We start from the raw sequence: 21,313 nt of genomic DNA on the forward strand, positions 1-21,313 counted from the left end.
TGTGCGCGAGCCGCCGGTTTTTGCGTCTACCCAATCCTGCAAATTTATTGAACAATCCTGCAAATCCCCTGCGCGCCGCGAGCCGTTTCGCTATGCTCGCGCGACACGGGAAATCATTCGAGGATGCGTCATGGACATGACCGATATCGTGGCGTCGCGCGAATCCGGGCGGCGCGAGCTGGCGTCGCTGATCGGCCGTTTCGCGCCGGCGGACGGCTCGCACTCGACGGCCGTGCCGGGCCTGATGCTGCATCGGCACACGCGGCCGGTCGATCTCGGCTGCGGCGTGTCGCGCGCCGCGCTGGTGATCGCCGCGCAGGGCGCGAAGCGCGTGATCGTGGCCGGCCACGCGTACGAATACGACGCTCACAATTGCCTGATTACGTCGATCGACTTGCCGATCCTCTCGCGCGTGACGCGTGCGTCGGCGGAAGAACCGTACCTGTGCCTGTCGCTGACGCTCGATCCGCAGCGCATCGTCGAGTTGGCGGCCGAGATGCGGCTGCCCGAGCCCGACGCGGGCCCGGAAGGCGAAGGGATCGCGCTCGCGGAGCTGACGCCGCCGCTGCTCGATGCGGCGTTGCGGCTGCTGCGGCTGCTCGATACGCCGGCCGACATCGCGGTCGTCGCGCCGCTGATCGAGAAGGAAGTGCTGTACCGGCTGATGACGAGCGGGCAGGGCACGCGGCTGCGGCACATGGCGATCGCCGGCAGCCAGACGCACCGGATCGCGCGTGCGATCGAATGGATCCGCGATCACTTCGCGGAGCCGATGCGCGTCGAGTCGCTCGCGCAGGCGGTCAACATGAGCGTGTCGTCGCTGCACCATCATTTCAAGCACGTGACGACGCTGAGCCCGCTGCAGTACCAGAAGCAGTTGCGGCTGCACGAGGCGCGACGGCTGTTGCTGCGGCAGGGCGGCGACGTCGGGTCGGTGGCGGCCGTGGTCGGCTACGAAAGCGCGTCGCAGTTCAGCCGCGAATACAGCCGGCTGTTCGGCGCGCCGCCGATGCGCGACGTCGTGCATCTGCGCAAGAAAGAACTGCTCGGCTGACGGGCAGCCGGCCGGTCGTCGATCGTCATGTCGCGATGACGGCGCGTTGCGGTCGAGGATATCGGCCGCGACGCGCGGCCCGCCGCGGCCCGCGTCGCAATGGCCGGGCGAGCGATCGTCGTATGCGACACGGCTCGTGTTCGGTTTTCGCGAGCGCCTTGAACGGATGGCTGCCGATATGGCCGGCTGCTCGTGTGACGCGTGCTTTCATGCGAACGCTCCGGCGATGTCGACGAAGCGTCGCGACGGGCGCTCCGGTTTCGCCGACACCCCCGTTGATGCTTGAACGACGCAAGTATCGACCGGTGGCGACCTTCATCGCCTTTTCCACGACATGCCGGTTCAAGAGGGCCGCCGCCTGTATTTCGTGCGCCGTGACGGGCTGCTCGTCGAAAGCCGGACATCGGGCAACCGGCATGCCATGAACGGCGAAGTCCCGCTGCATGCGGGCGCGGCCGGGTCATGACCGTTCGGTGCACGCATCGGTGTTTCGTGCGTGAATCGTGGGGACAGGGAAGTACTCGCGGCGATCGCGGGATCGATACGGTTCGATGCGACGAAACGCGCGCCCAATCAGGTTTTTACGAGATTGACGATGTGCATGCTGTTTTGGGTCGTCATGTTTCAGTGATGAGAAAAGCCGGATAAATTCTCGAAAACGTTTCTTCGATGAATCGATCGTCGGGGATTCATGAAATGGCTGGTCGAATCGAAATGAAAAAGCGACGGGCGCGTTTTTTGTCCGGATCTCGTGTTTACATTTGTTTTAATTGTTACGCCCGCAGCGTGCCGGATGGCAAGGTTTTTCACCACACGATCGTGTGGCTATTTTCACGGATGAATCAAATTCGTTTCGTATTTCGGGGGAAACCCGTGTTCCGGCCGTATCGGCGGCCGGGCGGCGCGGGGCATCGAGCGGCCGGAACCCCTTTCGCTCCGAGGTAACGGACGGTTGCCGGCCTGCCGCAACACGCGGTTTGTCAGCGGAAACGCGCGAACCACGGGCCCTGCGTCGAGAGACGGCTCTCAAGTTTGAAACAACCGTCGGCGGGGACGTCCGGCGCGCCCCGGTTTGCCCGATTCGTCCGTCAAATCAAGGCATTGCGTCGTCGTGTTCAATGATCGCCGCCGTGCGGGGATCGTTATCGCGATACATTCGTGAAACGAAAAATGCCGTTCCTGGCGAAATGGGCGGGGCTGGCGGCCGCGAGCCCCGCGCAATGCGCAGTGGAATATCGCATGGCATGCCGTTTGCGAGAGTGGACGCACCGGCGAGCGGTCGACACGATGCAACAACGATGTGGGGGCGGCCAGTTCGTCACGAGCCAGTCGGGGAAGCGGCGATGAACACTATAAGCAGTGGCTTGATCCGCGCGTTTCTCGCGCACCATAGGGGTAGTCGGATCGATGGGGGTAGCGCTTGCGACGCAGTGCCAGCGTCGTCGGTGGCGCCTTGCCGATTGCCCGCCCTCCGCGCGCATCGCGTGCTGGAGCGCTTGTCGTTTCGCGCGACAACCTGGCGACAGCGATGCTCGACTTCATTCGGCGTTTCCGGGTGGGGCGCGCTGTTCGTGCCGGACAGCGTCGCGCCGATTCCTCTTCAACCGTGCAGAGCCGTTTCGATCGCGCCGGGCCAGTGCCGGCGCCGGCTGGGCTAGATCGAACGCGCGTCGGCCGGGTTATCCGGAAGGCCTTTCTTCGTCAGCTCAGGGAGCAGACATGTCGTCTGGCTGCAATGCAAGTCCGTCGTCGCCCGGCTGAAGGGCGCGTGTCGAGCGGGCGCTGCGTTTTGCGGTAGTCGATACATTCGCCAGTTTTCAATTCCGGAAACGGGTGCCGGTGCCGGTATCCGTTTTGGACGGGGTATTGAAAACCGCGAGCCGGAAAGATGTGTGCGTCATTCCGGTAAATTTAATGAATGGTGTTTGGAGTGAATTCCAATGTTCATAAAAATGATAGAAAACACCTACTCATAAATTTTGGACAACTTAGAAACATAAAACTAGACTTCGGCTGGCCAAAAAAATAAAAAAGCCAATTTACGAGCATGAAATAATTTCTTTATTCGATAGCAATCCTTATTTTTGAGGATTGTTCGAGGCAGGAAGGTCGATGGCGTGCGATCTTCCATGCTCATTCTCTCCACGCCGTTATGGAGTCGACCATGAAGAAGCTTCTGATTGCAGCAGCAGTTCTGGCGGTTTCGGGTGCAGCGTTTGCAGCGAGCGGCACGATCTCGAGCAGCAACTCGTCGAGCGGTGGCCAGACGATGGCCGGGGTCGCCGGGTTCGGCCACTTCACCGCAACCGATTCCGGCTCGGCACTCGGCGCAGCCGGCGCAACGGCCGGTGGCGGCAGCAGCGGTTCGATCTCGTACACGAACCATACGCAAACGTCGACGGTCGGCGGCTTCGGCTTCGGCGGCGCACAAGCAGGCGGCAGCAGCGGCGCGAACGCGGGCTCGACCGGCTGGACGTATCACCACTAAGCCGCGACGCGTAGCGTTCGTCATTGGCTGGCGGTACGGATGCCGGGCTTTGTCCCGCCAGGGCAGGCCCGGCTCCGCCACCGTCGAACTTCCTCACAGCAAGGAATTGCTATGAAAGCCAAAGTCATGTTAGCGACAGCGCTCACCGTCATTTCGTCCGCTGCGTTGGCGGCCGGATCGTCCACGACCAACCAGACGCAGTCCGTTGCGGCGGGTGTTTCCGGTTCGGTGCTGGTCGGCTCCGGCAGCTATACCAGCAATTCGACCTCGACGGCCGGCGCGAATGCAGGAAGTACCGTGACACCCGCCGGCTCCGCCGGCACGGCGTCCGCGTTTCACAACTCGACTTCGACGGCCAGCGGTTCGGGCACGAACGGGGGCGCGTTCGCGGCAGGCGGCGGGATCGGCGCCGCGGGCTCGTTCGCCGGAAACGGCAGCACGAACGAGAACGCGAATGCGCTGTCGGGAGGGGTGACCGCCACGATCGTACTCGGCGCGAACCACTACACGGCCACGGGCGCGAACGATCACGGCACAGCCAACGCGGGTGCCGCGGGGTGGACGGGCAGTGGCGGGTCGGGCGCGATCGCGGGCTCGAATCACTTCAACTCGTCGAGCGTGTGGAGTACCGGTCCGGCCGGTTCGCCGTCCGCGTCGGGCGGAAGCCAGGGTGACTCGAGCGCGACCGGGAGCAGTCATTAGTCAGGTGTGGGGGGACCAGTTTCCCAGCGACGCTGGTCTCTTTTCCGCATCGTTGTCACGTAAGGAGTTGGCATGAAGCAGAACCTGATTGCCGCCGCTCTGATGCTCGCGTCTCTGACGGCGTATGGCGCTGACCGTGCTGCCGATGGTGGGCAATCGAATATGCAGACGTCAAACAACCTTTCTCAGACAACCAAACCGTCAGAACAACAAACGCTTTCGTCGGGCAGCGCGATCGGCGGACCGGACGCCCAGCAATGGCAGGGCATGTCGGCCGGATCGTGGTCCCAGCTGGGCAGCGGCTGGAAGCAGTTCGGGGGAGCAGCGAAAACTGAAGGCATTCAGGGGAATTAGTACGGTTGCCTGGGTGGGAGGTCAAACCTCGTCCGGAGAGTGAAATGAACAGCAACAGGATCAAGGTGGCATGTGCGGCGATGTTCGCGATGACCACGATCGGCGCCCACGCGCAAACCGCCGATTCGACGTCGAGCGCGCAATCGTCGACCTCGTCGACGGCGATCAGCCAGGGCGGCGGCTCGAGCATGAACACGAATACGACGAGTTCGCGTGGGGGGAATGCCACCAGCTCCAGCGGGGTGCGCGGCAGCGGCAATTCGAGCGTGAACGTCAACGTGACGATGCCGGCCAGCACGGCCGGCGGCAACGTGACGCCGCAGAGCGTGAACTCGTTGCAGTCGTCCGGCGCGCCCGGCACCAACCCGTACAACACCCAGACCTCGGAAAACGTCAATTACTCGGGCACGCAGACGATCAAGACGAACCCGTCGATCCAGGCGCCCGGCCTCACGACCACGCTGTCCGATACCTGCATGGGTTCGGTGAGCGTCGGCGTGTCGTTCCCGGGGTTCGGCGCGACGGGCGGCACGACGCTGGTCGACCAGGCCTGCGTGCGGCGTCTCGATGCGCGCGAATTCCGTGCGATGGGCCTGACCGACGTGGCGCTCGCGCTGTTGTGCCAGAGCGATGCGAACCGGCGCGCGGTGGAGGCGACCGGGCATCTGTGCCCGGGCACGACCGCGCCGCTCGCGCGTTCGAACGTGGCGCCCAGCGTCGAAGCGACCGTCGCGGACGACATCAAGTATCGCGATCCGATCGTGCGCGACCGGATGGGCCTGCCGCCGCTCGGCTCGGCCGCGCCGGCGTCCGCGCCGACGCGCCCGATCGAGACGACGTCGGTGCGCGCTGCGCCGGTTTCGGTGCCGGTTCCTGTGCCGACGATGGCGCCTGTCGCCGCCGCTCCGGCTGTTGCGACGCCGGCTGTTGCCCCCGCTCCGGCAGTTGCAGCGCCGGCCGCTGCCGCCGCAGTCCCGGCTGCCGCGGCGGCTGCCGCACCCGCCGTCGCCGCTACCGCGCCCGCAGCGTCGGTGGTGCCGGCTGCCGTCATGGCTACCGTGCCGGCAGCGGCCGTCATCGCTGCGCCGGCCGCACCGGCCGTGGCGGACAAGGCTTCGCCGGAGCCTGTCGCGCCGGTCGCCGACAAAGCGCCCGAGCCTGCCCCGGCAGTGGCCGACAAGGCACCCGAGCCGGTGCCGGCAGTGGCCGACAAGGCGTCCGAACCTGTGCCGGCCGTCGCGGACAAGATGCCCGAGCCTGCCCAGCCCGTCGCCGCCAACGCACCGGAGCCGATGCCGGCCGCGACCGACCCGGTGCAGGTCGCAGGCGAGCCGGTTGCCGAACCGATGCCGGCGGCAACCGTCGCCGTGGCGCCGGCTGCCGATGCGAAGGCTGCCGAGCCGGCGCCGCAGGCAGCCGCCGAAGCGCCTGCACCGGAGGCCGCGCTGCCTGCCGTCGCGGCAGCGCCCGCCGACATGCCCGCAGCGGACGCGAAGGTGCCGGACGCAGCCGCGGCCGCAACGACTGCGCCGCCTGCCGACGTGCCGACGCTGACCGATCCGGCGCAAGCGTTGTCGCCGGCCACGGTCGACCAGCAGGCGGCACCGGCTGCACCGGTCGCGCCGGCGCCGGCCGTCATCTCGACGAGTACCTCGTCGTGAGCATGCGGGCCGGTTTGCCGTGCGACCGGAGCGCGGGTCGCACGGCAGGCGTTCGGCCCGATGCCCGACGGTTTTTTCCGGTTTGACGGGTGTTGTTCCCCTCCCCGAGGTCAACACCTCTTTTTGCGTGACGAGGATGCGAGGAGGCCGCAATCATGAGGATCTTTTTGGTCGCTTTGCTGCTGGCCAGCGTGCAAGCCGCTGCGCAGTCGCTTTTCCAGAATCCCGCGGTCTTCGTCATCCTGAACGAGCAGACCCTCGCGAACGCCGCGAGCGTCCAGCAGGCGCTGTCGACGCTCGGCCGTCCCGACAACACCGCATGCGCGCCGATGGTGATGATCGGCGACCCGCAGATGATCTACATGATGCCGGAAGCGGGCCATGCGCCGTCGTGGCAAGCGCCGGTATACGGTCGCGGTGCGCCGTTCGATGCGCAGAGCGGGCCGAAGTCGACCGGCAAGACGGTCGACGCGACGCAGCACACCGAGGCGATGCAGACGCAACCGTGGAGCGACGGCAGCGCGATCACGCAGAAGATCGCGGGCGAGTCGAGCGTCGCGGCGGCCGACCGGGTGAACGAATGGCGGTACACCGGGCTCGACAGGATCGAGACGGCCCGCGCGGCGGACGTGACGGTGAACGGCAAGACCTACCGCGCCTATCGCGACGATCTCAACGGCGCGGCGAAGCCCGCCGTCGAGCCGCAGATCTACACGCAGCGCGTCGTGTTCTGCCGATAGCGCGGCGTCGATTCGAGGACGGAGCGGCGCCGCGCCGCGGGACCACGGGCCCCGCCACGCGCGATCGGCAACGGCCGCTTCGATACACAACCTTATGCGGCGAGGCAATCGTGAACCATTGCTGTCAACTCGGCATGCCGGGCCCGCACGACGTCGAACGGCAGGCGAGCACGCCGCCGTTCGTCGCGGTCCGGCGCAGTCCCGTCGCGCCGTCGCGGCCGCTCGTCTACCTGTCGCGGCAACACGATGCCGCGCTCGTCGATTCGCTCGCGTCGCGCGGCTGGGAGGTGTGGTGCGCCAAAACCGTGGCAGACGCGCAGAATCTCGCCAAGGCGAACCGTCCGCATGCGGGCATCGTCGATTTCGGCAGTTTCGCGTCGCCGGACGTCGCGTCGTTCGAGGCGCTGCTGCGTGACCCGCGCGTCGGCTGGGTCGCGCTCGCCGACGGCGAGCGACTGCGCAACATCACGATCGCGCGCCTGATCCGCCGTTGCTGCTTCGACTACGTGCGCCACGCGACGGCCTACACGACGATCGGCTATCTCGTCGGCCACGCATACGGGATGCTCGAGCTCGCGGACGGCGACCCGGCCGCGGAGGCGCCGCCGCCCGGCGGCGCGATGATCGGCGCGTGCGATGCGATGCGCCGGCTGTTCGCGACGATCCGCAAGGTTGCGCACACCGACGCGACCGTGTTCATCGCCGGCGAGTCCGGCACCGGCAAGGAGCTGACGGCGGCGGCGATCCATCGGCAGTCGTCGCGTGCCGACGCACCGTTCGTCGCCGTGAACTGCGCGGCCATCCCGACGATGCTGGTGCAGGCCGAACTGTTCGGGCACGAGCGCGGCGCATTCACCGGCGCGCACCAGCGCAAGATCGGCCGCGTCGAGGCCGCGCACGGCGGCACGCTGTTTCTCGACGAAATCGGCGACATGCCGTTCGAGAGCCAGGCGAGCCTGCTGCGGTTCCTGCAGGAGGGCACAATCGAGCGGCTCGGCGGGCATGCGTCGATTCCGGTCGACGTGCGGATCGTGTCGGCGACCCACGTCGATCTCGAAGCCGCGATGCGGGCCGGGCGATTCCGCGCCGACCTCTACTACCGCCTGTGCGTGCTGCGTATCGACGAGCCGCCGCTGCGCATGCGCGGCCGCGACATCATGCTGCTCGCCGACGACGTGCTGCGGCGCTATCGCGACGACGGCGCGTACCGGATTCGCGGCTTCACGCCGTGCGCGATCGAGGCGATCCACAACTATTCGTGGCCCGGCAACGTGCGCGAGCTGATCAACCGGATCCGCTTCGCGGTCGTGATGACGAACGGCCCGCTGATCTCGGCCGCCGATCTCGAGCTGCGTCCGTACACGTCGCTGCGGCCGCCGACGCTCGCGCAGGCGCGCCGGCAGGCCGAGCGGCACGCGATCGAGGCAACGCTGCTGCGTCACCGCCACCAGCATGCGGACGTCGCGGCGGAGCTGGGCATCTCCCGTGCGACGCTGTACCGCCTGATGACCGCGCACGGGCTGCATGGCTGACGCGCCGCTGCGCGCGTGCGCTCAAGACCGCGCGGCGGCGGCCGTTAAAACATGAAACGGCCCGGCCGGAACGCGTGCATCGACGTGCGCGCGTTCCGGCACGCGGCGCATCACGTTCATCCGAGGTCATCGTGGCAGAGTGCAGTCAGTGCGGCAGGACGTTCCTGGTCGGCGGGCGGTCGATCGACGGCCGCCGCTATTGCGGCCCGGCGTGCGCTCAGGCGCATCCGGTCGTCGTCGAGGCCGAACGCGTGCCCGACGCGAAGGTCCGGCAGTACGTCGACGACTGGCGCTACGGGCCCTGTCCGGTCTGCCTGCGCGAAGGGCAGCCGGTCGACGTCCATGCGTCGCATCGCGTCGTCTCGCTCGTGTTCGTCACGCGCTGGGCCACGCGGCGCCACGTGTGCTGCCGCCGCTGCGGCCGCCGCAAACAGGCGATCGCGCTGCTCGCGTCGGCCACGCTCGGCTGGTGGGGGCTGCCGTGGGGCATCGTGCTGACGCCGATCCAGCTCGCGCGCAACCTGCAAGGCCTGGCCGCGCGCGATCCCGAGGAAGCGACGCCGCAGTTCGAGGCGCTCGTGCGGCGCAAGCTGGCTGCCCGCCGGCTCGCGCGCGCGGAGCGGGGCGCCGGCGCCTGATCGCGCCGTCAGGCCGGCCGATCGAAGCCCGATGCGGCCCAGCGCTCGGCGCTGGCCTTGTTGAGCTTGAACCCGGCCGACACCTTCGCTTCGGCCAGCAACTCGCCATACGGATCGAACGCCTTGAGCTGCGCATACGGCTCGAACTCGTCCGGCACGATGTCGAGCGTCACCGACACATCCTGTCCGCCTTCGTCCTGCACCGTCACTTCCTTGTGCAGCATCGCGCGCCGCTGCTGTTCGTGCCGCATCAGCACTTCGGTCGCGGTCTTCACGAGCGTGCGGAACGCGTTCGCATCCATCGGCTTCGGGTTCTTCTTGTCGCGGCCCATGGTCCACGGCCCGACGAGCGCGGGTTCGGACTCGCCGTCCTTGACCATCTCGACGGCCCAGCCGTCGTCGTCTTCGTTCTTGATGATGCGGGCCGTCCAGCCGTTGTCGCGCCAGAGGCCGTCTTCGTGGATGGAGGTGTCGTCGGATTGCAGGTCGGAATCGGTCATGAGGAAAGCGGGGAGGTCGGGCAAGCCGGTGTCGGGGCGGGGGCGTGCGGCCGGCATCGGCGCGTCGCTCGCCGCCGGCGCGCCGGGGTGGCATGCAAACGCGCAATTTTACCTGCTGGCCGGCCGTGCCGGCGCGCCAGGCTGGCCATCGGGCCGATGTCGCGACGGTCGTGCGCCGGTCGCCGGGCGTTGAACCGGCGCAAATATCAAACCCGTATTACGCCTTCGGCAGCCAATTCGTACGCCGTCCGATATCGCGCGCGGGCATACGTTCATAGAATCGACATCCAGGCTAAAAATCGCCTGCATGTCCTTTCAACGCCCAACCGGGCGCGCGCGTTGCGCGTAGCGCGGCCGGTGAACCACCAGGAATTCCGCATGAGGAAATTCAATGTTCGCATCGTCTTCGCATACGACTGGCCATTGACGCTGGCCGGTATCGAGCAGATCGCAGGCGGCGCCTGCGCGATCGAGCTCGCCGCGGTCTACCGGAGCGCGGCCGAACTGGTCGCATCGCTCGGCGGCGTCGATTGCGACGTCGTGCTGGTCGACTATGCGATTCGCGGCGACGAGCAGATGGATGGCCTCGCGCTGTTCGACTGGCTGCGCCGCACGCGGCCGAACGTCGGGATCGTCGTGCTGGTCGCGAACGAGAACCCGCTGATCTTCCGGTCGATCTTCGCGATCGGCGGCGTGAGCGTCGTCAGCAAGCTCGACGAGGTCGGCCATATCGTCACGGCGATTCATTCGAGCTACAGCGGCGCGACCTACCTGTCGCCGTCCGTGCGTCGCGCGCTCGATGCGCTCGGCACGCGCGGCGACACGCCCGTGAAGCTGTCGGCGCGCGAAATCGAGGTGATTCGCCTGTATCTGTCGGGCGTGCCGATCAAGACGATCGCGCAGCGCCTGAGCAAGGGCAAGCAGACGGTCAGCGCGCAGAAGATCAGCGCGATGAAGAAGCTCGGCGCGAGCAACGACGTCGAGCTGATCCAGCGCGCGGCGGGGCTGGGGCTCGGTAGCGGCGAGGCCGCGCTGCGGGCGGGCAGCGCGGCGTGAGGGCGGGGCGGTGCGCCGTCAAACCGGCAGCGCGAATCGCGTCACCGCGTCGCGCAGCGCCTCGGCCTGATCGCGCAGCGAATGCGCGGCCGCCGCGGCCTGTTCGACGAGTGCCGCGTTCTGCTGCGTGACCTGATCCATCTCGCCCACCGCGCGGTTGACCTGCTCGATCCCGGCGCTCTGCTCGCGCGAGGCGTGGCTGATTTCGTCGAGGATCTCGTTCACGCGCCGCACCGACTGCACGATCTCGGCCATCGTCTCGCCCGCATGCGTGACGAGCGTCGCGCCGTGCTGGACCGTCTCGTTCGACGACACGATCAGCGACTTGATCTCCTTGGCCGCCGTTGCCGAGCGTTGCGCGAGCGAGCGCACTTCGGCCGCGACGACCGCGAAGCCGCGGCCCTGTTCGCCCGCGCGGGCCGCTTCGACGGCCGCGTTCAGCGCGAGGATGTTGGTCTGGAACGCGATCCCGTCGATCACGCCGATGATGTCGCCGATCTTGTGCGAGCGGTCGGTGATCTCGTTCATCGTACGCACGACGTCGTCGACCACCGCGCTGCCGCGCGTCGCGACCTGCGCGGCCTGGCCCGCGAGCGACGCGGCCTGCTCGGCGCTGTCCGCGTTCTGCTTCACGTTCGCGGTCATTTCGTCCATGCTCGACGCGGTTTGCACGAGTGCGGCCGCCTGTTGCTCGGTGCGCTGCGACAGGTCCGTGTTGCCGGATGCGATCTCGCTCGCGCCGACGTTGATGTTCTCGGTGCCCGCCCGGACGCGCGACACCATGTCGATCAGCCCGCCCTGCATCGTATGCAACGCATGCAGCAGGCTGCCGCGATCGTCGTGCTTCACGCTCACGCGCGCAGTCAGGTCGCCCTGCGCGATGCGCCGAGCGGCGTCGAGCGCCGCTTCGAGCTCGCCGCCGAGGCTCGCGCGCACGCTTTTCAGCACCAGCACCATCACGGCCGTCGCGATCGCGCCGAGCACGGCCGTCATCGCGAGCCAGCGGCCGATGCTCGCGAGCACCGCCGAGCGCACGTCGTTCATGTACATGCCGGTCACCAGATACCAGTCCCACGGCGCGAAGCGCTGCACGGCGCTGGTTTTTTCCTGCGGCTTGTCCGCACCCGGTTTCGGCCACAGATATTCGACGAAGCCCTTGCCGCCGTCCGCGTTGCCGGCCTTCACGATCTCGACGAACAGGTGCTTGCCGTTCGGATCGGTGAAATTCGACACGTCCTTGCCGTTGAGCTCGGCCTTGATCGGATGCATCACGAGCACCGGCTTCGAATCGTTGACCGAGATATAGCCGTCGGCGCCGTAGCGCATCGCGGCGATCGCCTCGAGCGCCTTCTGCTTCGCGTCGGCTTCCGGCATCGCGTTCTGCTGCGACAGCTTGTAGTAATGGTCGGTCACGCTCGCGGCCTGTGCGACCAGCGACGCAAGCTGGTCGCGGCGGTCGGCGATCATCGACGCGCGGGTCTGCCATGCGCCCAGCCCGGCGATCACGAGCAGGCCGAGCCACAGGATGACGATCATCGAGGCGAGTTTCTGATTCAGGGAAAGATTGCGCATGGTATGAGGTCGGTCAGTCGAGGAAGCTCGCCGGGACGGCGTGACGGGGTAAGTGTCTTGACGGCGCACGAGGCGCGTCGCCGTAGACGGGAAATCCCTTAGAAGCGGTCGTTCGATGACTGACGGCATTCTTGCGACCTGGGTAGCGTCACGGACGATGATTGCCGCTCAGTGGGAAGTAAACAAGCCAGTTGAATCGACCGACTGCAACACTTTTTAAACCTCTCTCCGACCGCGGATTTGCAGATGAAGCCGTTGTCGTTCCTCTCGCCGCCGGAGTGCGAACCATGATGGCGAAGACTTCTCGGCATGGCAGCCGCGCGGCGATAGTCTTGTTGGATATTTAATCTCAAAAAATAATCGATCGACTCGGGGATCTTGGCGCTGGTTGTGTCGATTATTATTTAATAATCAAGATTAAAGGTGCGAAAGAAAATGTTTGCAATATGCATGTGCTGACTGATTGGGTATGACAATTGTTGACCATCTTTCGGTTCCTGCTATGCAATGATCTACGGAAAATTCCGAGTGAGACCAACCATGCGCCGACTGATGCGCGAAATAGAAGCTCGGCACGTTCAACGGGGAACGGCCAAACAGAAAATCATATTCAGTCAAGCTTTGCTGAGCCGCGAAGAGCATGCGCTTTGGGTCAAGGCGACCGCGTGGGTCATGTCGGTCGTGATGTATCTCAGCCCCGCAGTGCTTTTGATCGACCAAACAGCGCATGCTGCGCCGATCATTGACCCGCGCGCACCGATTCCATTTCTGCCGACGGTTACCGCGACCAGCACGGGCGTTCCGGCTGTCAATATTCCAGCTCCGAATGCCAATGGGGTGAGCCTCGGCCAGTATCAGTCGTTCAATGTGGGACTCGAAGGACTCGTCCTAAATAACAGTACGCTCCCCGGGACTCCGCTGCTAGGCGGTTCGCTTGGTGCGAATCCGAATTTGAATGGTCGACCTGCATCGTTGATTATCAACCAGGTCACGTCAAATAATATCGCGGTGTTGAAAGGGCCGCTTGAGACATTTGGCGCTGCGGCTCCGGTCGTGATCGCGGCGCCCGGGGGAATATCGGCAAATGGGCTGTCGCTCACGAATATCCCGAATCTCACGCTGACCACGGGCACGCCGCAATTCATCACGGGCGTCGGTGGTGTCCCAACCGATTTCGCGCACGCCGGTGCGGTCGCGTACGACGTTCGATCCGGCAACATCTCGATCAATGGACCGGCAGGCGTGAACGGCCCGGGAGCCGGCATCGAAGGGACCGTCGGGAATATTGACCTCATCGGGCAAACAGTCACGCTGGCGGCGCCGATCCGTGCGGATCAGCGCATCAACGTCGTGACGGGCAACCAGCTCGTCACGCCGACCACGACGGGCAATACCGGCACGGCATACGGTACCGCAGCCAACGGTCTGCCGAACAATGTCACGGCGATCCAAACCGCAAACGGTTTGGCGATCGATGCAAACCAGTTCGGATCGGTCACCGCTGGCCAGGTCTACATCGTCCAGACGGCAGCCGGCCTTGGCGCGAACATGCAAGGCCCGCTGACCGCGACGGCAGGGAACGTGGTCGTGAATTCAAACGGCGACGTCACGGTCGGTCAAACGTTTGCCAGTCAGAACGTCAATCTGACGAGCGCGGGCAACACGACGATCAGCGGTACCGGCCTCGCGAACCAGAGCTATACGGTCGCGGCGAACGGCGACATCAATGCGCCAGGGGCCGTGTCGGCCGGACAAAGCGTATCGATGACTGCCGGTCGCAACTTGAATGCTGCGTCGGTTGCCACAAACGGCGCGGCCAACCTAACGGCCGGCGAGTCGATGGCGATCGATTCGCTGTCGGCTCACGATATTGCACTGCAGACGACGAACGGAGATCTGACGGTCGGCGGACTGAGCGCGCCGGGGACGATCTCGGCGCAGGCTGGACGTGATCTGACTGTGAAAGGGGCGGTACAGGGCGGCAGCACGGTCACGCTGGCGGGGGCGCGCAATGCGACCGTGAACGGCGCGGTCACGTCCGTCGGCGATACGAATCTCACCGCGACGACAGGGTCGGCCGCCGTGAGCGGCAATCTGCAATCGAACGGGGCGGCGACCGTGACTGCAGGCCAGGACGCGACGATCGACGGTACGACGCAGGCGCAAGGCACGGTGTCGATCGCCGCGCAAGCTGGTTCGATTTCCGGGCAAGGCAAGCTTTCGTCGTCGCAAGGCGCGGTCACACTGGACGCCGGGCAGGCGATCGGCCTGAACGGCGCCGTACAAAGCGGTACCACGATCGCCGTGAAGGCCGGTACGAACGCTGATTTTGGCGGGACGGTGACGGCACCGGCCGCGGTGACGATTCAATCGGGACAGAATTCGACGTTGGGCGGCGACGTCACGAGCGGCGACAAACTGAGCGTGACGTCGGGTGGCAGTACGCAAGTGAACGGCAACGCCGCGTCTGTCGGCGACATGACGCTCACCGCGAACGGCGGGACCGTCAGTACGACCGGCAACGTCGTGTCGCTCGGTGGATTGAACGCGGCCGGGCAGCAGGGCGTTAATCTGGGCGGTACGGTCTATAGCGGTGGAAACGCGTCGATCGGCTCGAGCGCGGGCAGCGTGTCGGTCGCCGGGGCAGTATCGACGCCGGGCACGGTGAACATCGCTGCAGCGCAGGACGCATCCGTCGCGGGCACCATGCAGACGGGGCAAAGCACGACGATCGCGGCGGGGCGCGATGTGAATCTGAACGGCGGTCTGTCGGTGAACAACACCGGCAATGCAACCGTTTCGGCCGGTCGCGATATCAACGGTACGGGCGCGGTCAATGTCGCGAATGACACGACGTTGAATGCAGGAAACAGCATCGGCATCAGCGGTGCGATTCGGACGGGGAACAATCTCGAGGCTACGGCGGCAAACAATCTGAGCGTCGGCGCGACAACGGCGGTCGGCACGACGACGCTGACGGCGACAAGCGGTAGCGCGACGCTCGCGGGTAACGCGCTGTCCGGCGGCGCAACGACCATTACTGCGGGCACTGACGTCACGACGCAAGGCAGCGTAACGAGCCTCGGCGACCTGAGCGTGAATGCGAAGGGCGGCAATGTGATGGCCTCCGGGCCTATTTCGACAGCCGGGAACGCGAGCCTGAATGCGGGCCAAAACCTGACGCTGAACGGCCAGACGACCGTCTCGAAGGATGGGACGCTGACGGCGGCGAACATCACGACGCAAGGCGTGTCGATCGGCGGCAATCTGACAGCCACGGCGACGAGCAATCTTGATACGTCGGCTGGCCAGCTCAACGCAGCATTCGACGCGAAAGCACCGGCCTTGTCGGTGAACGGCAACGCGACCCTGAGCGGGGCGAACGTCACGACAGCGAACGCAGTGGTTGGCGGCACCACGCAAATCACGGGTTCACAGAGCGTCACGACAGGCGGCACGGCCGCGTTCAAGGGCGACACGAGCCTGAATGGCGGCGCCGTATCGAACGTCGGCACGCAGATGGCGGGCGGCAACCTGAACATGTCGGGCTCGACGGTCACGAACTCGGGTAGCTTGTCATCGCTGAAATCGGCAACCTTCAACGCCGCGAATCTGAGCAACGGTGGTTCGATCTACGCACCGACGGCGAATTTCAACGTCAGCAACGCGACGACCAATACCGGCGAGTTGATGGCGACGAACGCGCTGAACCTGACGACGAATAGTCTGAGCAACGCCGGTCTGATCTTTGCGGGCGACGTTAGCAATTCGACCGCGGCGACTGGCAACACCACCGTGACGGTCACGGGTGGCAACGGATCCTTCGACAATACGAACGGCAAAATCCTCGCGCAGAACATCGCGACGCTCGCTTTGCCGAATCAAGCGCTCGATCCGTCGGCAGCCAGTTACGGGACGGTCAATGGCGGCTACGGGCTGAACCTGTCCGCACAGTCCGTCAACAATTCGGGCACATGGACGCTGCCGGGTACGACTGTAACGGTGTCGGCTGCGCAGGGAATCAATAACGCGGGCACGATCAATCAGGGTGTGGGCTCGTTGACGCTGAATGGTGCGGTGGGCAACACCGGCGCGATCAACGGCAACGATCTGACGATCAACGGCTCGCTGGCGAATGCGTCCACCGGCACGGTGACCGCCAACAATGCCTTTACGCTGAACGGCTCGGGATCGAACGCGGGTACGGTTCAGGCTGCCAATAGGCTCGCGATTACCGGGGCAAGCTACGACAACTCTGGCGGCACGACCCGTGCCGGAAATGCAAACAGCCCTGCAGGCAGCGGCAACGCGACGATCAACCTGTCGGGCGATCTCGGGAATGCCGGCGGTACGCTGACGGCGACCAACGACCTGTCGCTGACCGCCAACAACGTTAACAATTCCGCAGCATCCGTGGTTACGACGACCACGACCACGAAGACGGTCGACAATCCGGGCCTGCTAATGGCCACGCCGATTGGCTCTGAACTGGTCTATGCGATCTACAACGTCGGCAAGGATGGTGGGACGTTCATGCTCGGGCAGGCGAATCTGCCGGCAACACTCGGCGGGCTCCTTTCACCCGGCGGCGAGCAGCCGACCAAACAGACCGTATGGTCGCTGTCCAGCGTCCGGCTGATCTATCAAGGATGGGGCGATCCGTCGTCGCCAGTCGCGAGCTCGGGCCCGATCCAGTTCGCTCTGGTGCCGACGAGTAATGCGCCCAAAGGCGCCATCTGGGTCGTAGTGCCGCCCTCGACACCGATCTCGGGCGCAACGACAGTCCAGACCCTGACCTTGCCGACCGTCACGGAGACCACGACGTCGACGGGTGCAACTGTAACGCCATCGACGATCGCGGCTGGCCACGATCTCAGCTTGACCGCCAATACGCTCAACAACCAGAGCGGTGTCGTCAGCGCGGGCCATGACGCGAACGTGAATGTGCAGCAACTTCAGAACGGTGGTTCGAGCTTCACGTCGACGGTCACGGACTCTGTCGATTCGGCGTCGCTGAACGCTTTCCTGACTTCGCTACAGGCTTTGCAGAAAACCGCACCGATTGGCGTGGCGGGCACGGCCAATCCGAGCGGCACTTATCAGTGCGAGGGAGGATACTGCGCGGTGGGTCCGCCGACCCCGCCTGCCACGTACACCATCAGCGCGCCCGGCACGGTGCAGTTGGAAACGGTGTCCTCCAGCGTGACCAAACAAGGCGCTGTCGGGCAGATCATCGCGGGCAACAACCTGAATCTGTCGGGCGGCAATCTGACCAACACCGGCACTTTGGCGGCGGGCAACGACGTCAACATTCAGGCGGCCAGCTTTACGAACCAAGGCTCCAACGTTGGATCGAAGGCCGTGACGGCGGGATGTGCATCGGGAGTCTCGAACGCGGGTTGTAGTTCGCTGAACACGACCAACCCGAACTCGGAGGCGTACAGCTATCAGCAAACCAACAGCAACGTCACCGCCGGCCACGACATCGTGATTGCCGCGAATCAGGTCGCCAATACCTACGGCAATCTGGTGGCGAGAAACGATGTCGTGATCGGCGGTGCAGGAACGACCGCGGCCAATTCGACGCAGGCTACGAGCGTGACAAACACGTCGGCCGCGATCGAGGCGGGCAACAACGTGCAAATCAATGCGGCGAGTGTGACGAATACGATCGCCGCACCGGTCGCGGTTCACCAGAACTATGGGACTGCATCTCCGTACACGGGCTGCGGACAGAACTGCGAAGCCTATATCCAGGTGCAAGCGGCCAATCCGTCGACGATCACGGCCAATAACAATCTCTCGATCTCGGCAGGGACGTTCAGCAATACGGGCAGTCTGGTGACTGCGCTGAACAACGCGACGATCGATGCGTCGACGAGCGCGTCGAGCGACAACCAGTATCTGCATGCATTCTGGACCGGCAATCCCGGCGCGACACGCACGTGGGGCTGTCTCGGCATGGCCGCAGACTGCCAGAATCTGTACGGCGGCGCGTTCAGTCAGGGCGATACGCAAGCGGCTTCGGGCCTTCCATCGAACGTCGGCATGAAGGATTTCGTGCCGGGAACGATTCAGGCGGGCAACCTGAGCGTCCACTCGCCGACGCTGACCAATACCGGTAACGTGATCGGCCAGTCGATCACGCTGACGGGTTCGACGCTCGTCAACGGGATCACGAACCCGAACGTCTTTACGCCGCCGCCTGTCGTGTCCGGGCAAGTGATCTCGCTGGCTCCGCCGACGCTGCCGCCTTCGCTGACGGCTGCCGTAAGTCAAGCCGGACTGGTGACGAATCAGGAGGGGCGGCCGACGTCGGTCACCGGCATGGCGGCTCTGCCGCCCAATACACCGATCGGTGCACAAACGGTGGGCAAGCCGACGGCGCCGGTCGTGACGGGCGTGAATATGCCGACTATCACGACCGTCAAGACGGTGTCCGGTCAAACCGTGACGGTGTCGTACTTGACGAGCAATCCGGCAGCGCAGGTGGTCGACTCGCTTTCGTCTGCATCGCTGATCGCGAACTTGCCGGCCAACCTGCAACCTGGCAGCGTGCCGTTCTACTACGACCCGTATACGGAGAACCAGCAGATCCAGCAGGCCGCGTTGCAAGCAACCGGCAAGAGCAGCTTCTACAGCACCCCGAGCGCGACTGACAGCACGAGCCAGGCGTCGATCAACAATCAGGACAAGGCAGCGCTGTATGGCGCGGCGCTCGAGTACGCGAAGCAGAACAATATCGCGCTCGGCACGCAACTGAGCGACGCTCAGCTCGCGCAGATCAATGCGCCGATGCTCTGGTACGTCCAGCAGGCGGTACCGGAACCGGGATGTCAGGCATCGGGTGGCGCCGCCTGCCCGACGGTGCAGGCATTGATGCCCGAGGTTCTGCTGCCGAAAAACTACGCGGTCGTGAACGCCGACGGCGAAATCACGGGAACGAATGTCGCGCTGAACTACGCGAACAGCATCCTCAATACCGGTTCCGTGACGGCGCAAAACTTGACCGTCAACACCGGCAGTCTGACGAACGAACAGCGTTCGACGAATATTGGAGAGATCTACCAGTTCGGGGACGAAGGCGTGTTCCTGCGCACGACGGGCACTATCGCGCAACAGGGCGGATTCATGTCGGCCGCGAACTACGACCTGCATGTACAGAGCCTGAACCAAATTGGCGGGGCATTGCAGCAGACCAGTGCCGACGGCAGCGTGAATCAGGCTGCGACGCAGCAGATGCTGTCCAACCTGAAGGCGCAGCTCGGCGGGCAGTTCAGCCAGTCGACCGTGACCGATCACCTGAATACGGAAGCGGTAGACGGCGATTCATGGTTCGATCAAATCTTCATGACCGGCGTGATCGTCGGACTGTCAATCATGGGCGGGATGGCTGCATCGGGGGCGATCGGTGCAGCAGCAGGGGCATCGGCCGGCTCGGGTTCGGCGTTTGCGGCGGCCGGAACGACCGCGGGCTCCCTGGGCGCCGGTACGGCGAACGCGGCACTGTCGGCGGGCTTCGCCGGCATGATGAACAGCACGATGAGCCAACTGAACGGTAGCGGCTCGTTCAACCTCGGATCCATGCTCACGACGGCCGGTGCGGCGGCGCTGACGGCCGGGCTGACGAACGGCATCACGTTCAGCAATGGCGCGGCAGGGTGGTCGTGGGCGGCGTCGAACAACAGTCTTGCTGCTTTGGCCGGTGTGCAGACGGTGGGGAATACGTTGGTGCCGCAGGCGGGGGCGGCGACGGGCTCGCTGCCAACAACGATTACCGCAATCGCTGCGGAATCGGTGCTCCAAGCGACGGTCCAGACGGCCTTGCAGGGGGGCAGCTTCCTGACGAACCTGCGCAACAGCGCAGCGACCAATGCTGCGGCGTCCATCGCCTACACGATCGGCAACCTGAATCAGGATGGCACGCTGACTGGTGCGGCGTACGTGGCGGCACACGCCGCGCTCGGCTGCGCCGCGGGTGCTGCAACGGGTCAGGGCTGCGGTGGCGGTGCGATTGGTGGGGCCGTGGCAGCCGCACTGACACCGGATGTGTTGAGGGTGATCGATCCGAGCGGCGCGGCGCTCGATCAAGGCCAGATGGCCATGCTGGCGGCGATTTCGACCTGGGCAGGCGGTGGCATCGCTGGCCTTGCAGGTCAAAACGTGATGGCTGGTGCGACGGCAGCTCAAAACGAGGCACTGAACAACGACGCGGGAAGTCCGAGCCATACGGCTGCAGCCGTGAAGAATGGTGGGGCGCTCAGTGCGGCCGCAGAGATGCTCTTGACGGCAATGATTCCGTGGAGGAGCCAGACGGGGCAAACCTACATGCAACCGGTCACGTCGACCGCGAAAGGTGTGGGGGACATTGTTCAGGCAAATTACGGAAACAAGTCGCAGCCACCGACCGACGCAAACAGGCAAATCGATCCCAGTGGTGGGCCGGACAATACACCGACCGCGCCGGCGACTGTAACGCCTGTTCTGGCCGCATTGTGTGCGGTCACGGGCGGTGCTGCCTGCATGACCTCGCTGCTGCTTGGATTCACTACGTCAACTCCGACAGTGCCCAGCAATGTTAGTTTGTCGAGTGGTAATGGCGATAGCGGTTCGGGTAGTAGCACGGGCGGTCAGGGTGCCGCAAATGCGTCTGGAGACGCCGCGCGGCTCGCTGGACAAAATCGCGAAACTTCAGTCGCCAATATCGTCAAAGGGTCAGTGTCTGGCGAGAAGGTTTCTGTCCCGGGGCTCGGGTCAACAGATATTGACGTTGTTGGTGCGAACGGGAACCTGATCGCGGTTGGTGGTCCAGCAAAAGCGAATAATCTAGGTAAGCTGGGACAGGAGCTTCGGATCTACCAAGCGATCGCGAATCAACGTGGTGTCTCTGCCGAGGCCTACTTCGCTGAAGGTACGCCTCAGTCAGCGATTAACCTAGCGACTAAAATACTTGGTGCTGAGAATGTCAAAATTTTCCCCGGGAGTAAATGATGGCGAGGCCGGTGTGTCATATACG

12 protein-coding genes are annotated in these 21,313 nt (G+C 64.9%); 10 read left to right on the plus strand and 2 right to left on the minus strand.

Features of this window, described 5'->3' with window-relative positions:
* Positions 1–130 precede the first annotated feature (130 nt).
* The 8 genes from WT53_RS14535 (at position 131) to WT53_RS14570 (ending at position 9,169) form a co-directional block, all read left to right on the plus strand.
* Entirely contained in the window at positions 131–1,054 is a 924-nt protein-coding gene (locus WT53_RS14535) for an AraC family transcriptional regulator (protein ID WP_034204444.1), read from the plus strand.
* A 2,164-nt stretch (positions 1,055–3,218) separates the two neighbouring features.
* Positions 3,219–3,542 (plus strand): hypothetical protein, encoded by a 324-nt coding sequence (locus WT53_RS14540; protein ID WP_034204445.1) that lies wholly within the window; start codon positions 3,219–3,221, stop codon positions 3,540–3,542.
* Between the two features lie 111 nt (positions 3,543–3,653).
* Positions 3,654–4,244 carry a hypothetical protein gene (locus WT53_RS14545; protein ID WP_034204446.1) on the plus strand — a complete coding sequence of 197 codons (591 nt, stop codon included), beginning with the start codon at positions 3,654–3,656 and terminating at the stop codon, positions 4,242–4,244.
* A 72-nt stretch (positions 4,245–4,316) separates the two neighbouring features.
* Complete coding sequence (locus tag WT53_RS14550; protein ID WP_034204447.1) at positions 4,317–4,598, plus strand: hypothetical protein; 282 nt, start codon at positions 4,317–4,319, stop codon at positions 4,596–4,598.
* A 44-nt stretch (positions 4,599–4,642) separates the two neighbouring features.
* Positions 4,643–6,259, plus strand: a complete 1,617-nt coding sequence (locus WT53_RS14555) for a chemotaxis protein CheA (RefSeq protein WP_034204448.1) — start codon at positions 4,643–4,645, stop codon at positions 6,257–6,259.
* A gap of 155 nt (positions 6,260–6,414) precedes the next feature.
* Positions 6,415–6,999 carry a hypothetical protein gene (locus WT53_RS14560; protein WP_034204449.1) on the plus strand — a complete coding sequence of 195 codons (585 nt, stop codon included), beginning with the start codon at positions 6,415–6,417 and terminating at the stop codon, positions 6,997–6,999.
* Positions 7,000–7,133: 134 nt separating this feature from the next.
* Positions 7,134–8,531 carry a sigma-54 dependent transcriptional regulator gene (locus tag WT53_RS14565; protein WP_052100085.1) on the plus strand — a complete coding sequence of 466 codons (1,398 nt, stop codon included), beginning with the start codon at positions 7,134–7,136 and terminating at the stop codon, positions 8,529–8,531.
* Positions 8,532–8,662: 131 nt separating this feature from the next.
* Positions 8,663–9,169 carry a hypothetical protein gene (locus tag WT53_RS14570; RefSeq protein WP_034204451.1) on the plus strand — a complete coding sequence of 169 codons (507 nt, stop codon included), beginning with the start codon at positions 8,663–8,665 and terminating at the stop codon, positions 9,167–9,169.
* A gap of 8 nt (positions 9,170–9,177) precedes the next feature.
* Here the strand turns inward: WT53_RS14570 and WT53_RS14575 are convergent, their stop codons facing one another.
* On the minus strand, positions 9,178–9,669 hold the full coding sequence (locus tag WT53_RS14575) for a hypothetical protein (RefSeq protein WP_034204452.1): 492 nt from the start codon (positions 9,667–9,669) through the stop codon (positions 9,178–9,180).
* Between the two features lie 378 nt (positions 9,670–10,047).
* On the opposite strand from WT53_RS14575, the gene WT53_RS14580 reads away from it, so the two are divergent.
* Complete coding sequence (locus WT53_RS14580; RefSeq protein ID WP_034204453.1) at positions 10,048–10,725, plus strand: response regulator transcription factor; 678 nt, start codon at positions 10,048–10,050, stop codon at positions 10,723–10,725.
* A gap of 18 nt (positions 10,726–10,743) precedes the next feature.
* Here WT53_RS14580 and WT53_RS14585 read toward each other — a convergent pair whose 3' ends face one another.
* Complete coding sequence (locus tag WT53_RS14585) at positions 10,744–12,297, minus strand: methyl-accepting chemotaxis protein (RefSeq protein WP_034204454.1); 1,554 nt, start codon at positions 12,295–12,297, stop codon at positions 10,744–10,746.
* A gap of 540 nt (positions 12,298–12,837) precedes the next feature.
* Between WT53_RS14585 and WT53_RS14590 the strand changes: the two genes are divergently transcribed.
* Positions 12,838–21,288 carry a filamentous hemagglutinin N-terminal domain-containing protein gene (locus WT53_RS14590; RefSeq protein ID WP_080747636.1) on the plus strand — a complete coding sequence of 2,817 codons (8,451 nt, stop codon included), beginning with the start codon at positions 12,838–12,840 and terminating at the stop codon, positions 21,286–21,288.
* Positions 21,289–21,313 lie beyond the last annotated feature (25 nt).

Origin of the sequence: Burkholderia sp. MSMB2157WGS (assembly GCF_001532755.1) — a bacterium.
In the GTDB taxonomy this organism is placed as follows: Bacteria; Pseudomonadota; Gammaproteobacteria; order Burkholderiales; family Burkholderiaceae; genus Burkholderia.

What these genes read in the sequence shown, in the direction of transcription:
- WT53_RS14585 (WP_034204454.1), bottom strand. Translation starts at nt 12,297, where the DNA reads ATGCGCAATCTTTCCCTGAATCAGAAACTCGCCTCGATGATCGTCATC.
- WT53_RS14555 (WP_034204448.1), top strand. Translation starts at nt 4,643, where the DNA reads ATGAACAGCAACAGGATCAAGGTGGCATGTGCGGCGATGTTCGCGATG.
- WT53_RS14580 (WP_034204453.1), top strand. Translation starts at nt 10,048, where the DNA reads ATGAGGAAATTCAATGTTCGCATCGTCTTCGCATACGACTGGCCATTG.
- WT53_RS14565 (WP_052100085.1), top strand. Translation starts at nt 7,134, where the DNA reads ATGCCGGGCCCGCACGACGTCGAACGGCAGGCGAGCACGCCGCCGTTC.
- WT53_RS14550 (WP_034204447.1), top strand. Translation starts at nt 4,317, where the DNA reads ATGAAGCAGAACCTGATTGCCGCCGCTCTGATGCTCGCGTCTCTGACG.
- WT53_RS14545 (WP_034204446.1), top strand. Translation starts at nt 3,654, where the DNA reads ATGAAAGCCAAAGTCATGTTAGCGACAGCGCTCACCGTCATTTCGTCC.
- WT53_RS14560 (WP_034204449.1), top strand. Translation starts at nt 6,415, where the DNA reads ATGAGGATCTTTTTGGTCGCTTTGCTGCTGGCCAGCGTGCAAGCCGCT.
- WT53_RS14535 (WP_034204444.1), top strand. Translation starts at nt 131, where the DNA reads ATGGACATGACCGATATCGTGGCGTCGCGCGAATCCGGGCGGCGCGAG.
- WT53_RS14540 (WP_034204445.1), top strand. Translation starts at nt 3,219, where the DNA reads ATGAAGAAGCTTCTGATTGCAGCAGCAGTTCTGGCGGTTTCGGGTGCA.
- WT53_RS14575 (WP_034204452.1), bottom strand. Translation starts at nt 9,669, where the DNA reads ATGACCGATTCCGACCTGCAATCCGACGACACCTCCATCCACGAAGAC.
- WT53_RS14590 (WP_080747636.1), top strand. Translation starts at nt 12,838, where the DNA reads ATGCGCCGACTGATGCGCGAAATAGAAGCTCGGCACGTTCAACGGGGA.